General features: G+C 72.3%; 12 protein-coding genes and 1 tRNA gene. 7 read left to right on the top strand and 6 right to left on the bottom strand.

Features of this window, described 5'->3' with window-relative positions; all coding sequences use genetic code 11:
* Positions 1 to 90: 90 nt before the first annotated feature.
* Entirely contained in the window at positions 91 to 1,146 is a 1,056-nt protein-coding gene (locus ACZ4V1_RS27740) for an LLM class F420-dependent oxidoreductase (RefSeq protein WP_468341036.1), read from the bottom strand.
* A 112-nt stretch (positions 1,147 to 1,258) separates the two neighbouring features.
* Here ACZ4V1_RS27740 and ACZ4V1_RS27735 point away from each other — a divergent pair, with 112 nt between their 5' ends.
* Both ACZ4V1_RS27735 and ACZ4V1_RS27730 read left to right on the top strand, forming a co-directional pair.
* Positions 1,259 to 2,245, top strand: coding sequence for an aldo/keto reductase (locus ACZ4V1_RS27735; protein WP_468341033.1), 987 nt, complete (start codon positions 1,259 to 1,261; stop codon positions 2,243 to 2,245).
* Positions 2,242 to 4,788, top strand: coding sequence for a helix-hairpin-helix domain-containing protein (locus ACZ4V1_RS27730; RefSeq protein WP_468341030.1), 2,547 nt, complete (start codon positions 2,242 to 2,244; stop codon positions 4,786 to 4,788). Before ACZ4V1_RS27735 ends, ACZ4V1_RS27730 begins: the two co-directional genes overlap by 4 nt.
* A gap of 155 nt (positions 4,789 to 4,943) precedes the next feature.
* On the opposite strand, the gene ACZ4V1_RS27725 is transcribed toward ACZ4V1_RS27730, so the two are convergent.
* Positions 4,944 to 5,759 carry a hypothetical protein gene (locus tag ACZ4V1_RS27725; RefSeq protein ID WP_468341028.1) on the bottom strand — a complete coding sequence of 272 codons (816 nt, stop codon included), beginning with the start codon at positions 5,757 to 5,759 and terminating at the stop codon, positions 4,944 to 4,946.
* 47 nt (positions 5,760 to 5,806) lie between these two features.
* Here ACZ4V1_RS27725 and ACZ4V1_RS27720 point away from each other — a divergent pair, with 47 nt between their 5' ends.
* Positions 5,807 to 5,995 (top strand): DUF5703 family protein, encoded by a 189-nt coding sequence (locus tag ACZ4V1_RS27720; RefSeq protein ID WP_055416095.1) that lies wholly within the window; start codon positions 5,807 to 5,809, stop codon positions 5,993 to 5,995.
* Positions 5,996 to 6,094: 99 nt separating this feature from the next.
* Here the strand turns inward: ACZ4V1_RS27720 and ACZ4V1_RS27715 are convergent, their stop codons facing one another.
* The 3 genes from ACZ4V1_RS27715 to ACZ4V1_RS27705 all read right to left on the bottom strand — a co-directional run bounded on the left by ACZ4V1_RS27715 (position 6,095) and on the right by ACZ4V1_RS27705 (position 8,798).
* Positions 6,095 to 6,886, bottom strand: a complete 792-nt coding sequence (locus ACZ4V1_RS27715; protein ID WP_468341024.1) for a chaplin — start codon at positions 6,884 to 6,886, stop codon at positions 6,095 to 6,097.
* A 185-nt stretch (positions 6,887 to 7,071) separates the two neighbouring features.
* Positions 7,072 to 7,305: a chaplin ChpH gene (chpH, locus tag ACZ4V1_RS27710; RefSeq protein WP_055416097.1), complete on the bottom strand. Its 234-nt coding sequence runs from the start codon at positions 7,303 to 7,305 to the stop codon at positions 7,072 to 7,074.
* 167 nt (positions 7,306 to 7,472) lie between these two features.
* Complete coding sequence (locus tag ACZ4V1_RS27705; protein WP_468341021.1) at positions 7,473 to 8,798, bottom strand: M20/M25/M40 family metallo-hydrolase; 1,326 nt, start codon at positions 8,796 to 8,798, stop codon at positions 7,473 to 7,475.
* A gap of 197 nt (positions 8,799 to 8,995) precedes the next feature.
* Here ACZ4V1_RS27705 and ACZ4V1_RS27700 point away from each other — a divergent pair.
* Both ACZ4V1_RS27700 and ACZ4V1_RS27695 read left to right on the top strand, forming a co-directional pair.
* Positions 8,996 to 9,083 (top strand) — tRNA-Leu (locus tag ACZ4V1_RS27700).
* Between the two features lie 93 nt (positions 9,084 to 9,176).
* Positions 9,177 to 9,551: a YchJ family protein gene (locus ACZ4V1_RS27695; protein ID WP_468341018.1), complete on the top strand. Its 375-nt coding sequence runs from the start codon at positions 9,177 to 9,179 to the stop codon at positions 9,549 to 9,551.
* Between the two features lie 17 nt (positions 9,552 to 9,568).
* Here ACZ4V1_RS27695 and ACZ4V1_RS27690 read toward each other — a convergent pair whose 3' ends face one another.
* Complete coding sequence (locus ACZ4V1_RS27690) at positions 9,569 to 10,270, bottom strand: FadR/GntR family transcriptional regulator (protein ID WP_468341015.1); 702 nt, start codon at positions 10,268 to 10,270, stop codon at positions 9,569 to 9,571.
* Between the two features lie 137 nt (positions 10,271 to 10,407).
* Here ACZ4V1_RS27690 and ACZ4V1_RS27685 point away from each other — a divergent pair, with 137 nt between their 5' ends.
* Together ACZ4V1_RS27685 and ACZ4V1_RS27680 are read left to right on the top strand one after the other, a co-directional pair.
* Complete coding sequence (locus tag ACZ4V1_RS27685) at positions 10,408 to 10,935, top strand: gluconokinase (RefSeq protein WP_468341012.1); 528 nt, start codon at positions 10,408 to 10,410, stop codon at positions 10,933 to 10,935.
* Positions 10,936 to 11,023: 88 nt separating this feature from the next.
* Positions 11,024 to 12,421: a GntP family permease gene (locus tag ACZ4V1_RS27680; protein ID WP_468341009.1), complete on the top strand. Its 1,398-nt coding sequence runs from the start codon at positions 11,024 to 11,026 to the stop codon at positions 12,419 to 12,421.
* The last annotated feature ends 30 nt before the right edge of the window (positions 12,422 to 12,451 follow it).

Below are 12,451 nucleotides of genomic sequence, written 5' to 3'. Positions count from 1 at the left end.
CCACTCGCTACGACAAGACCCGCGAGTCCTACCAAGCCGCCGTCACCATCGCCTCAATCCTGCTCTGGATCTGACCTTTGAAGACGATCTCTAGGCCAGTCCGGCGCGCTCCAGGGCCTCCGTGCCGGCGCGGAGAGCGGCGATCCGCTCGTCCAGGGTGAAGCCGGCGGGGGCCAGGGTCAGGGTGGTGACACCGGCGGCGGCGTACGCCTTCATCCGGTCCGCGATGCGGTCCACGGACCCGAGCAGCGTCGTCTGGTCGATCAGGTCGTGCGGTACGGCCGTGGCGGCGCCCTGCTTGTCGCCGGACAGGTACTTCTCCTGGATCTCCGCCGCCTCCGCCTCGTAGCCCATGCGCCGGGCGAGCTGGTTGTAGAAGTTCTGCTTGCGGCTGCCCATCCCGCCGACGTAGAGGGCGGTGTAGGGGCGGAAGGTGTCGGCGAGCGCGGCGACGTCCTTGTCGTCGCCGAGGGCGAGCGGCAGGGTGGGGCAGACGTCGAAGCCGTCCAGGCCCTTGCCCGCCTTCTCGCGCCCGGCGCGCAGGTGCCGGATCGCGGTGTCCTCCAGGTGGTCGGCGGAGGGGAAGATCAGCAGGGCGCCGTCGGCGATCTCGCCGGTCTGCTCGAGGTTCTTCGGGCCGATCGCGGCGATGTAGAGCGGAATGTGCTCGCGCTGCGGGTGCACGGTCAGCTTGATCGGCTTGCCGGGGCCGCCGGGCAGCGGCAGCGTCCAGTGCTGTCCCTCGTACGACAGCCGCTCCCGCGTCATCGCCTTGCGCACGATCTCCACGTACTCGCGGGTGCGGGCCAGCGGCTTGTCGAACTTGACGCCGTACCAGCCCTCGGAGACCTGCGGGCCGGAGACGCCGAGGCCGAGGCGGAAGCGGCCCTGGGAGAGGGAGTCCAGGGTGGCGGCCGTCATCGCGGTCATCGCGGGCTGGCGGGCCGGGATCTGGAAGATGGCCGAGCCCACGTCGATGCGCTCGGTCTGGGCGGCCACCCAGGTGAGCACCGTGGCCGCGTCGGAGCCGTAGGCCTCGGCGGCCCAGCAGACGGCGTAGCCGAGCCTGTCGGCTTCCTGGGCGACGGCCAGGTTGTCCGCGTCCATTCCGGCACCCCAGTAGCCGAGGTTGATCCCGAGCTGCATGGCCGATTCCCCTTACCGATCAGTAACGTCTTCTGTGCCCCGACCTTAGCGTGGGAATTCGGTTGTCCACAGGCCCCCACAGCGCAAGCCGTGGCCAGTAATGTCGGCGTTCATGGAGCAGAGGCATCTCGGCCGCACCGGCCTGCGCGTGTCCCGCATCGGTCTCGGCACCCTGACCTGGGGCCGGGACACCGACGAGCATGACGCCGCGGACCTCCTGAAAACCTTCTGGGAAGCGGGCGGGACCCTCGTCGACACCGCGGACGTGTACGGCGACGGGGAGTCCGAGTACCTGCTCGGGCGGCTCATGGAGGGCCTGGTTCCGCGCCGGGACCTGGTGATCTCGACGAAGGCCGGCAGCGTGCCCGATCCCGACCGCCGCTTCGACGGTTCGCGCGCCCACCTGCTCTCCGCGCTGGACGGCTCCCTGGCCCGGCTCGGCACCGACCACGTCGACGTGTGGCACCTGCACGCCTTCGACCCGCACACGCCGCTGGAGGAGACGCTGCACGCCCTCGACGTGGCGGTGAGCAGCGGCCGGGCCCGGTACGCGGGAATCTCCAACTTCTGCGGCTGGCAGCTGGCCAAGGCCGCGACCTGGCAGCTGGCGGCGCCGGGCGTGCGGAACCGGCTGGCGAGCACGCAGATGGAGTACTCGCTGCTCCAGCGGGGCATCGAGCGGGAAGTACTGCCGGCCGCCCTGGACCTGGGCATCGGCCTGCTGCCCTCCTCCCCGCTGGGGCGCGGGGTGCTGACCGGCAAGTACCGCAAGGACGCCACGCCGTCGGACTCGCGGGGCGCCTCGGAGCACCTGGCCCCGTTCGTCGCGCCCTACCTCGACGACACGGCCGGTCACATCGTCGACGCGGTCGCGACGGCGGCGGACGGGCTGGCGGTGACACCGCTCCAGGTGGCTCTGGCCTGGGTCCGGGACCGGCCCGGCGTGGTGGCGCCGATCATCGGCGCGCGCAACGCGCAGCAGCTCACGGCGGCGTTGTCAGTGGAGACCCTTAGTCTTCCTGACGAGATCTGCCGGGCGCTCGACGACGTGTCGGCGCCCGTGCACCGCTATCCCGATCACGACTGGAGCACGCTGTGAGCACGGAGCCCGAGCCCGCCTCCGAGGACACCACGGACGCCGTGGACACCGGGCCGGAGAGCCCGGGCGCGGAAGGGGAGGCGGCCGGGGAGCCCGCCCGCGACCAGGCCGACCGGACAGCATCGGAGCCGTTCGATCGGGAGACCGAGGGCACCGCGGCCGAAGTGACCACCGGGGAGTCCGCCGGGCCGACCCAGGAGCAGACCGACGACGGCGCGGGTACCGCCCGTTCGGTCCAGGACGAAGCGGCCGGGGAGCCCGCCCGCGACCAGGCCGCCGGGGCGGCCGCCGCTCGGCCGGACGACCGGGAGACCGTCGGCGGCGGCGAGGAGAAGCCCGCCGGGCAGCCGGACGGCGAGAGCACGGACGACGAGAGCACGAGCAGCGAGAACACGAGCGGTGAGGACGCGGGCGGCGAGGATGCGGCGCCCGGGGTCTCCGAGACCGAGGCCGAGGTGGCCGCTCAGCGGCTCGTGCGGGAGCGGATCGAGCGACGGAAGGCCGAGAAGCAGGCGCCGATCGACGCCGGAGGCAAGCTCAGCGGCACGGCGGCCGACCTGCTCGCCGCGGTACGGGCCGTGGAGAGCGGCGAGAAGCCGGCGGCCACGGTCTTCGGCGACCCCGGGCCCGCCCCGCGCCGCCCCGCGCCGGAGCCGGTACGACGGCCCCGGCCGGTGCAGACCGAGGCGGCCCCCGGGCCCGCCGGCCCCGCGCCGGAGGTCGTCCGGGCCGTGCGGCGCGTGCTGGCCGAGGGCGGCGCCCCCGAGCCACTCGCGCCGCAGACCGCCGCGCTCCTCGGTGAAGGGGCCGAGGAGGCGCTGCGCGCGGACCCCTGGCAGCTGCTCCGGGTCGGCGGCGTGCGGCCGGAGCAGGCCGACGGGTTCGCCCGGGCACTGCTCGGCGCGGCGTGCGGCCCGGACGACGAACGCCGCGGCCGTGCGATCACGCTGTGGCTGCTGGAACAGGCGGCCCTGGCCGGGCACACGGCCCTGGAGCTGCCCCGGCTCACGGCCACACTGGCCCAGCGGGGCGTCCCGGACCCCGACGCCGCCGTACAGAGCACCCTCGCGGAGGGTGAGGCGCTGGCCTTCCAGGACGCCCTGGAGGAGACCGGCGCCACCCGCCCGGACGACACCACGGGCGCGACGCAGGCGCCGGACGAGGACGAGGAGCGCCCGGTCCGGGTCCTGGTCGGTCTGGAGCGGTACGCGCTCGCCGAGGAGAGCCTCGCCGACGGTCTGGCCCGGCTGGTCAACTCGGCGCCGAAGCAGGACGGTGCCGCGGCGGACTGGGAGGGGGCAGCGGCCTCCGCACAGGGTTCCACCGGCGACCTGATCCGCGCCGTCGCGGCCCACGGGCTGGTGCTGCACACCGGCGGCGAGGCCTCCCTGGCCGAACCGGCGGCGCTGCTGCACGCCGCGCACACCCTGGGCCTGCGCGCCTGGGCCGCCGCGCACGGCCCGCTCGGCCGCGACCGCTTCGCCGCCCTGCTGGGCGACCCGTCGTCCGTGCCACGGCCCCCGGACCCCGCCGCCCCCGGCCCCGTCGCCCCGGACGTCTCCGCCCCGGACGGGCCCGCGGCCGGGCCCGCCGTCGTCACCGTGGCCGGTCTGCTGGCCGGGACCGAGGGCCCGGGACGGGACGCGGACGGTGCGCTCGACCTCGATCTCCTCGTCGTGCTCGACGCCCCCCAGCTGGACGTAGAGGCGGGCGCCCTGCTGGTGGAGTCGCTGCCGGACGGGGCGCGGCTGGTGCTGGCCGGGGACCCGGCGGTGCTGTGGTCCGTGGGTCCCGGGCGGATCTTCGCGGACCTGCTGGCGGCGCGTGCCTGCCCCCTGATCGCCTCGCGGCGGCCGGACCCGGGCCCCCTCGGCGAACTCGTCTCCGGCATCGGCATCGGCGAGCTGAGCCAGGTGGAGGCCCCCGGTAAGGAGGTCGTGATCGTGCCGGTGCGGGATGCGGGCGAGGCCGTGCACCGCACCGTCCAGCTCGTCGCCGACTCGGTGCCGCGCGCGATCGGCGTCCCGGCCGAGGAGACCCAGGTGATCACACCGGGCCACGGCGGCTCGGCCGGCACACGGGCGCTCAACGCCGCGCTGAAGGCGCGGCTGAACCCGGGTCCCGGCCGCTTCGGCGGCTTCGACCCCGGCGACCGTGTCGCCTACTCCCCCGTGCCGGGCCGTACGCTGCCGGGCCGGGTGGTGACGGCGGACGCCGACGGGCTGCGCCTGTCGTGCGCGGGCGGGACCGTCGTCGTGCCGAAGGAGCGGGTGGAGCAGTCCGTCCGGCACGGCTGGGCGCTGACCGCGCACCAGGCGGTGGGCGGCCGGTGGCCGGCGGTGGTCGTGGTCCTGCCCGGCGATGCCGCGCAGGCCATCAGCCGCCCCTGGGTCTACACGGCGTTCGGCCGGGCCGCCCGCCATCTGTCCGTGGTGCACGGCGTGGAGCAGGCGCTGCCCCGCGCCGTGGCCGAGATTCCGGCGAAGCCGCGCACGACGCGGCTGCCGGTGCTGCTCGCGCCGCAGGTACCGGTGGCCGGCTGATCCCGGAGGCCTCGCCCCGCCCGGCCGTCCCGGGCGAACGCGACGGTGGCGGCCACGGGGGCAATCGCAACCCCCCGAGACCGCCACCGTCACACCGGTCGGCCGGCCCATCGCGGCGCCGAACGCTCGGTGACAAGCCGGTCGGCGCCCGCCGCTCAGCGCCCCGCCCCCAGCCGCGCCGGCTCACCGTCCTCGTCCCGGTCGTCGTCCTCGTCCCCGTGCGGGTCCTCGTCCCCGTGCGGGTCCAGGTCCTCGCCCGCGTCCTCGTCAGTGCCCAGGTCCTCGTCCAGGTCCTCGTCCAGCTCCCCCACGCCACGGCGGCCGACCTCGTCCTCGTCCTCCTCTTCGTCATCGAGGCCGTCGTCGAACCCGTCGTCGAACACCGCGCTGACGTCGAAGCGGCAGACCACCCGTTGCGGATCGATCTGTTCGAACGGGGCCTCCAGCCACTCGCCGGGGTCGGCGGCCTCGTCCGCGGCCGTGACCCAGAGCGTGGAGTCGCCCTCCTCCAGACCGAACTCCTTGTGCCGGGAAGCGATCTCGTCCGCCTCGAACTCGCCGAACAGGAGGCCGAGCGCACCGTGAACCGTGCCGGAGGCCGCCGCACCCGCCCCCTCGTCGTCCGCCGCCTCGACCCGCCGGGCCTGGGCCATCAGCCGCTGCGGCTCGGCCACGGCGTAGTCACGGCGGATCAGGACGCTCAGCGCGTTGGGCTCCTCGGGGCCCGTGTACGGCGGCAGCGTGTCGTCAGCCTCGGGGATCTCGAACGGGGTGACCTCGTCGTAGCGGTCGTAGAGCAGTTCGTCGTACGCCTCCGCGGCCGCGGCCAGCTGGTTGAACGCGTCGTAGACGGCCGGGTCGTCCTCCCCCGACCGGCGTTCGACCGCGGCCAGGTGGCGGTCGAGCGCGGCCTTGACCGCCTCGGCGGCGGCGCGTACCTCGGCAGCGGTGGGCTGCGCAGCATCAGACATAGTGCAGACGCTATCCGTACCGGGCCCCAGCCCGCACAATAGATGCGATGCCGGAATACGAATTTGTCGATGTGTACCTACCGCGCGGGGTTTCCCGCAAGGAGACGACACGTCTGCTGACGGACCACGCCGAGTACGGACACTGGGAGTTGTACCGTCTGAGCCTGCTGCGCGACGGCAGCCGCAAGGTGCGGCTGCGGCGGCGGATCATCCGCCAGGTACGCGCCACCTGGTGAGCCGGTGACCCTGCTCGACCGCGCGCGGGTGACGGAGACGGAGCGGGCCCCGCCGATGCGGGGCCCGCGGTGCGTGCCGGTGACCCGGACCGAGCGGCGTCACGCCGAGGCGCGCGCCTTGCGGTAGAGCACCGTGCCCGCGAGCAGCGCGCCCGCACCGACCGGCAGGGCGAGGCCGAGGGGCAGGTCGCTGCCGGTCTCGGCGAGCTGCGCGTCCCCCTGCGGCTGGGCGACGGTCTGGGTGTCCGGCTGGTTGACGTGCGAGGAACCCCCCGGCGTCTCGTCGCCCGAGTCGGGCGGGTTGCCCGGAGTGCCGGGCTCCCCCGGGTCACCGGGGTCACCGGGGTCACCGGGGTCACCGGGGGGCGTCTCGTGACCGCCGTCGGGCGGCGTCGAGTGATCCACGCCACCGCCGTTGCCGCAGTCGTTCCCGGTGGTCGGGTTGAGGGCGCCGACGACGTCGACGCTGTTGCCGCACACGTTCACCGGCACATGGATCGGCGCCTCGACGTGGTTGCCGGAGCCGACCCCGGGCGAGTCGGTGGCGTGTCCGCCGGCGTGCGAGCCCCCGTGCGAGCCGTCCCGGCCCCCGGAGTCGCCGTATCCGCCGGAGTCGCCGTATCCGCCGGATCCGCCGGAGGCGCCGCCGCCCTTGTTGGCGCACGAGTTGCCCATCGCGGGGTTGAGGACGCCGACGGCGTCGACCGTGTTCCCGCAGACGTTCACCGGCACGTGCACCGGCGCCTGCACCGTGTTGCCGGAAAGCACGCCGGGCGAACCCGAACTCGAGCCGTGCGCCCCCGAGTCCGCGTGGGCGGCACCGCCCGCGGCGGCGATCACGCCGGTCGCCGCCGCCATCGTCATCAGGCCCTTACGGGTGCCCTGTCGCATTTCCTGGATCCCTGCCTTGCCCTAGTCCCGTGATACGAGAAGTCCCGTAGCACCGAGAATGCCGAGAATTCCGAAGTTTCCGTGGTTCCCACGCCCTCGAAAGAACGAAAGGCCGTCGGCCCCGGAGCGCATGGCACGCGCTCCGGGGCCGGCGGACTCAGGCCCTCACGGGGCGAGGCACAACGTCACTTGTTGATGCAGACGTTGCCGAAGGCGGGGTTCAGCAGACCGATCACGGAGACCGTGTTGCCGCAGACGTTCACCGGGACGTGAACGGGCACCTGGACGACGTTGCCGGAAAGGACGCCGGGCGAGTGCACGGCGGCACCCTGGGCACCGGAGTCGGCGACGGCCATGCCCGCACCCGCGAGAACCAGACCACCGGTGGCAGCAGCGGCGGCGACGACCTTCTTGAGCATTATTCCTCCTAGTTGGCAAACGCGATCCCAACTTGCTGATCGCATCACCTGTAACGAGGAGGAACTAATGAGGCTACGAGCTTATGAGCGCATTCACCCTTCCCGGTCGACTCCCGCACGCGCGACCGATTACCGAACCGTGCGGAAGTCGCGTTTCATCGGGACAATCAGGACGCGTCGATGAAACGGTCGAGCACCCGTACGCCGAACTGCAGCCCCTCCACCGGCACCCGCTCGTCCACCCCGTGGAACATGCCCGCGAAGTCCAGCTCCGGCGGCAGCTTGAGCGGCGCGAAGCCGAAGCAGCGGATGCCGAGGTCGTCGAAGGACTTGGCGTCGGTGCCGCCCGAGAGCATGTAGGGCACCGCCCGCGCGATCGGGTCCTCGGCGCGCAGGGCGGTCTGCATGGCGTCGACGAGCCGGCCGTCGAAGTCGGTCTCCAGCGCCTTGTCGGCGTGCACGTCCTCGCGCCGCACGCGCGGGCCGAGGATGCGGTCGAGGTCGGCGAGGAACTCCTCCTCGTGGCCGGGCAGGAAACGTCCGTCGACGTGGGCGGTGGCCTGGCCGGGGATGACGTTGACCTTGTAGCCGGCGCCGAGCTGGGTGGGCGCCGCCGAGTTGCGCAGGGTCGTGCCGATCATCCGGGCGATGCCGCCGAGCTTGGCGAGGGTCTCCTCCATGTTCTCGGGGTCGAGTTCGGTGCCGAGCGCGTCGGACAGCTCGTCCAGGAAGGCCCGTACGGTCTTGGTGACCCGCACCGGCCACTTGTGCCGGCCGAGCCGCGCCACGGCCTCGCACAGCTCCGTGATCGCGTTGTCGTCGTTGGTCATCGAACCGTGCCCGGCCGTGCCGTCGACGGTGAGCCGCATCCAGTGCATGCCCTTCTCGGCGGTCTCGACCAGGTAGAGCCGCAGCTTCTCGTTGACCGTGAACGAGAACCCGCCGACCTCGCCGATCGCCTCGCTGACGCCCTCGAACAGCTCGGGGTGCTCGCGCACCAGGTGCTTGGCGCCGTACGTCCCGCCGGCCTCCTCGTCCGCGAGGAAGGCCAGCACGATGTCCCGCGGCGGCTTGCGCCCGGTGCGCAGCCGGTCGCGCACGACCGCGAGGGTCATCGCGTCCATGTCCTTCATGTCGACGGCGCCGCGGCCCCACACGCACCCGTCCGCGATCTCGCCGGAGAAGGGGTGGTGGGTCCAGTCGTCCGCGTTGGCCGGGACGACGTCGGTGTGACCGTGGATGAGCAGCGCCGGACGGGACGGGTCCTCGCCCTCGATCCGGGCCACCGTGGAGGCGCGTCCGGGGTGGGACTCGAAGATCTGCGGTTCGAGTCCCACCTCGGCGAGCTTCTCGGCGACGTACTCGGCCGCCTTGCGCTCACCGGGACCCGAGTGGTCGCCGTAGTTGCTGGTGTCGATCCGGATCAGCTCGCGGCAGAGGTCGACGACCTCGTCCTCGCCGGTGACGCTCCTGGCCGTGCCCGAGTCGCTCACGTGCTTCCTCCCGCTGTCACTGCTGGTGTCGCTACTGGTGTCACTGCTGATGTCACTGCTGACTGCACTGCTGGTGGGTCCCCCTCATCCTCCTCCTCGGGCCGTCCGCGCCCAAGGAGGGGGTGATCGGCCACCCCGGAAAGCCTGGTAATGTTTACGTCGTCGCCGCGGGGAACACCCCGCACGACAGACACCTTGTCCGGGTGGCGGAATGGCAGACGCGCTAGCTTGAGGTGCTAGTGCCCTTTATCGGGCGTGGGGGTTCAAGTCCCCCCTCGGACACCAGACGGGACCCCTGCTCGGCAGGGGTCTTCTGTTTTTTCGCAGCGTTGCCACGCCCAGGCACACGTATTGCCACGCCCAGGCACAATGGCCGCCATGACCACGCGTACCTGCCCCTGCGGGCTGCCCGAGGCGTACGAGAAGTGCTGCGGCCGGTTCCACACGGGGGCGGCGTCCGCGCCGACCGCCGAGGCGCTGATGCGCTCCCGCTACAGCGCCTTCGTGACGGGCGGCGCGGGATACCTGCTGAAGACCTGGCATCCGAGGACCCGGCCCGCCCGCCTGGATCTGGACCCGGGGACGCGCTGGACCGGGCTGGAGCTCCTGGACACGGCCGACGGTTCCGCCTTCCACCGCACGGGAACGGTCACCTTCCGCGCCTCCTACCGCGGCGGCTCGCTGCACGAGCGGAGCCGTTTCGAGCGCGTCGACGGGGCGTGGGTGTACGTCGACGGGGAGTTCCTGGCGTAGATCCGCCCGGCAGGGCTTCAGGGCGCCAGGATGTCCAGTTCCTGCAGCGCCCCCACCGTGATCTCCCGGGTCAGCCGCTCGGCCCGCTCGGCGTCCCGCGCCCGCACCGCCTCGGCGACCTGGACGTGCAGGGTGACGGCGGCCGGGTCGGGGTCCTCGAACATCACGTCGTGGTGGGTGCGGCCGGCCAGGACCTCGGCCACGACACCGCCGAGGCGGGCGAACATCTCGTTGCCGGAGGCGGTCAGGACGACGCGGTGGAAGGCCACGTCGTGGAAGAGGTACTCCTCGAGCCGGTGACCGCGTGAGTTGGCGACCATGCCGAGCGCGCACTCGGTCAGCTCGGCGCACTGCTCCGGTGTGGCGAGGCGGGCCGCCAGGCCTGCCGCCACCGGTTCCACCGCCGACCGCAGCACGGTCAGGGAGCGGAGCTGGCGCGGGCGTTCGGAGCCGGCCAGACGCCAGCGGATGACCTGCGGATCGTAGACGTTCCACTCGCACTCGGGCAGGACGGTGACGCCGACGCGGCGGCGCGACTCGACCAGGTGCATGGACTCCAGCACCCGCACGGCCTCCCGCATCACGGAACGCGACACCTCGAAACGCTGTGCCAGTTCGTCCGTGCGGAGAACGCTGCCCGCACCGTACTCGCCCGCTGTGATCGCGGGGCCGAGGGTGTCCAGTACGCGGCCGTGCAGCCCCCGGCCCGGTGTGCTCATGCACTCAGCGTACGGTGCGGATCACGGGAACAAAAAGTCAGACTTATATGTCACAGACTCTTGAATTCGTCGTACCTAATAGGTTTCAGTTGCGTCGACATCACGTGTCGACGAAGACAGCAGACAGCGAGAGTGCGATGCAGCGACTGCACACCCCCCATGTCGTCGTGGTCATGGGCGTAGCGGGCACCGGGAAGACCACCATCGGCCCCCTGCTCGCGGCCCGGCTCGGCGTTCCCTACGCCGAGGGCGACGACTTCCACCCGCCGGCCAACATCGCCAAGATGACGGCCGGTACCCCGCTCGCCGACGAGGACCGACTGCCCTGGCTGGACGCCATCGGCGGCTGGGCGCACGGGCGGGCGGGGCTCGGCGGGGTGGTGAGCAGTTCGGCGCTGAAGCGGTCGTACCGCGACCGGCTGCGGGCCGCCGCTCCCGGTGTCGTCTTCGTGCATCTCACGGGCAGCCGCGAGCTGATCGAGGAGCGGATGTCGCACCGGCAGGGGCACTTCATGCCGACGGCCCTGCTCGACTCCCAGTTCGCCACGCTCCAGCCCCTGGAGCCGGACGAGGCGGGAGTCGCGGTGGACGTCGCCGGCAGCCCGGAGGAGATCGCCGAACGGGCGATGAACGCCCTGACGGACCTTCCGGAGTCCGCCCAGTAACCCCCCACCCCCTCCCCCGGGGTCGTGCCGCCACGCGTGGGCACGGCCCCGACCTCCCCCGTATCCCCATCACCCTTAGGGAACCACCGTGACCAGACTCAGCGCCGAGATGCTGGCAGCGGACACCGTCGAGCCGATCACCTCGGCCGGCCATGCCCAGCTGGGCATCGCCGTGCTCCTGGGCATCGCCGTCATCGTCCTGCTCATCACCAAGTTCAAGCTGCATGCCTTCCTGTCGCTGACCATCGGGTCACTGGCGCTCGGCGCGTTCGCCGGGGCGCCGCTGGACAAGGTCATCACCAGCTTCACCGCCGGGCTCGGCTCCACCGTCGCCGGCGTCGGCGTCCTGATCGCCCTCGGCGCGATCCTCGGCAAGATGCTCGCCGACTCGGGCGGCGCCGACCAGATCGTGGACACCATCCTGGCCAAGGCGACTCCTCGCTCGATGCCGTGGACGATGGTGCTGATCGCCTCCGTCATCGGGCTGCCGCTGTTCTTCGAGGTCGGCATCGTCCTGCTGATCCCGGTCGTCCTGATGGTCGCCAAGCGCGGCAACTACTCCCTGATGCGCATCGGCATCCCGGCGCTGGCCGGTCTGTCCGTGATGCACGGTCTGGTCCCGCCGCACCCCGGTCCGCTGGTCGCTATCGACGCGGTCGGCGCCAATCTCGGTGTGACGCTCGCGCTGGGTGTCCTGATCGCCATCCCGACGGTGATCATCGCCGGTCCGCTGTTCTCGAAGTACGCGGCCCGCTGGGTGGACGTCCCGGCCCCCGACCGCATGATCCCGCAGCGCACCTCCGAGGAACTGGAGAAGCGCCCCGGCTTCGGCGCCACGCTGATCACCATCCTGCTGCCGGTCGTGCTGATGCTGGCCAAGGCGCTCGTCGACATCATCGTCGACGATCCCGAGAACGTGGTGCAGCGCACCTTCGACGTGATCGGCAACCCGCTGATCGCCCTGCTGGTCTCCGTGATCGTCGGCATCTTCACGCTGCTGCGTCCGGCCGGGTTCGGCAAGGACCGCCTCTCGGGCCTGGTCGAGAAGGGGCTCGCGCCCATCGCGGGCATCCTGCTGATCGTCGGCGCGGGCGGCGGCTTCAAGCAGACGCTGATCGACTCCGGCGTGGGCCAGATGGTCCTGGAGATCTCCGAGGACTGGTCCATCCCGGCCCTGCTGCTGGCCTGGCTGATCGCGGTGGCGATCCGGCTGGCGACCGGTTCGGCGACCGTGGCGACCGTCTCGGCGGCCGGTCTGGTCGCACCGCTGGCAGCCGACATGTCGACGACGCACGCGGCCCTGCTGGTCCTGGCCATCGGCGCCGGCTCGCTCTTCTTCAGCCATGTCAACGACGCCGGCTTCTGGCTGGTGAAGGAGTACTTCGGCCTGAACGTCGGCCAGACCATCAAGACCTGGTCCGTCATGGAGACGATCATCTCGGTGGTCGCGGGTGGCCTGGTCCTGCTGTTGTCCCTGGTCATATAGCCGCAGTACGCCGATGGCCGCAGGACTCAC

Source organism: Streptomyces sp. NPDC028991 (genome assembly GCF_055564775.1).
Note: the sequence above shows the minus strand (reverse complement) of the source record. Positions and strands in the feature narration are given on the sequence as shown.

Excerpts from the sequence above, each read along its gene's own strand:
- ACZ4V1_RS27740 (WP_468341036.1), bottom strand. The coding sequence starts at position 1,146 with ATGCAGCTCGGGATCAACCTCGGCTACTGGGGTGCCGGAATGGACGCG.
- ACZ4V1_RS27735 (WP_468341033.1), top strand. The coding sequence starts at position 1,259 with ATGGAGCAGAGGCATCTCGGCCGCACCGGCCTGCGCGTGTCCCGCATC.
- ACZ4V1_RS27725 (WP_468341028.1), bottom strand. The coding sequence starts at position 5,759 with ATGTCTGATGCTGCGCAGCCCACCGCTGCCGAGGTACGCGCCGCCGCC.
- ACZ4V1_RS27720 (WP_055416095.1), top strand. The coding sequence starts at position 5,807 with ATGCCGGAATACGAATTTGTCGATGTGTACCTACCGCGCGGGGTTTCC.
- ACZ4V1_RS27715 (WP_468341024.1), bottom strand. The coding sequence starts at position 6,886 with ATGCGACAGGGCACCCGTAAGGGCCTGATGACGATGGCGGCGGCGACC.
- chpH (WP_055416097.1), bottom strand. The coding sequence starts at position 7,305 with ATGCTCAAGAAGGTCGTCGCCGCCGCTGCTGCCACCGGTGGTCTGGTT.
- ACZ4V1_RS27695 (WP_468341018.1), top strand. The coding sequence starts at position 9,177 with ATGACCACGCGTACCTGCCCCTGCGGGCTGCCCGAGGCGTACGAGAAG.
- ACZ4V1_RS27690 (WP_468341015.1), bottom strand. The coding sequence starts at position 10,270 with ATGAGCACACCGGGCCGGGGGCTGCACGGCCGCGTACTGGACACCCTC.
- ACZ4V1_RS27685 (WP_468341012.1), top strand. The coding sequence starts at position 10,408 with ATGCAGCGACTGCACACCCCCCATGTCGTCGTGGTCATGGGCGTAGCG.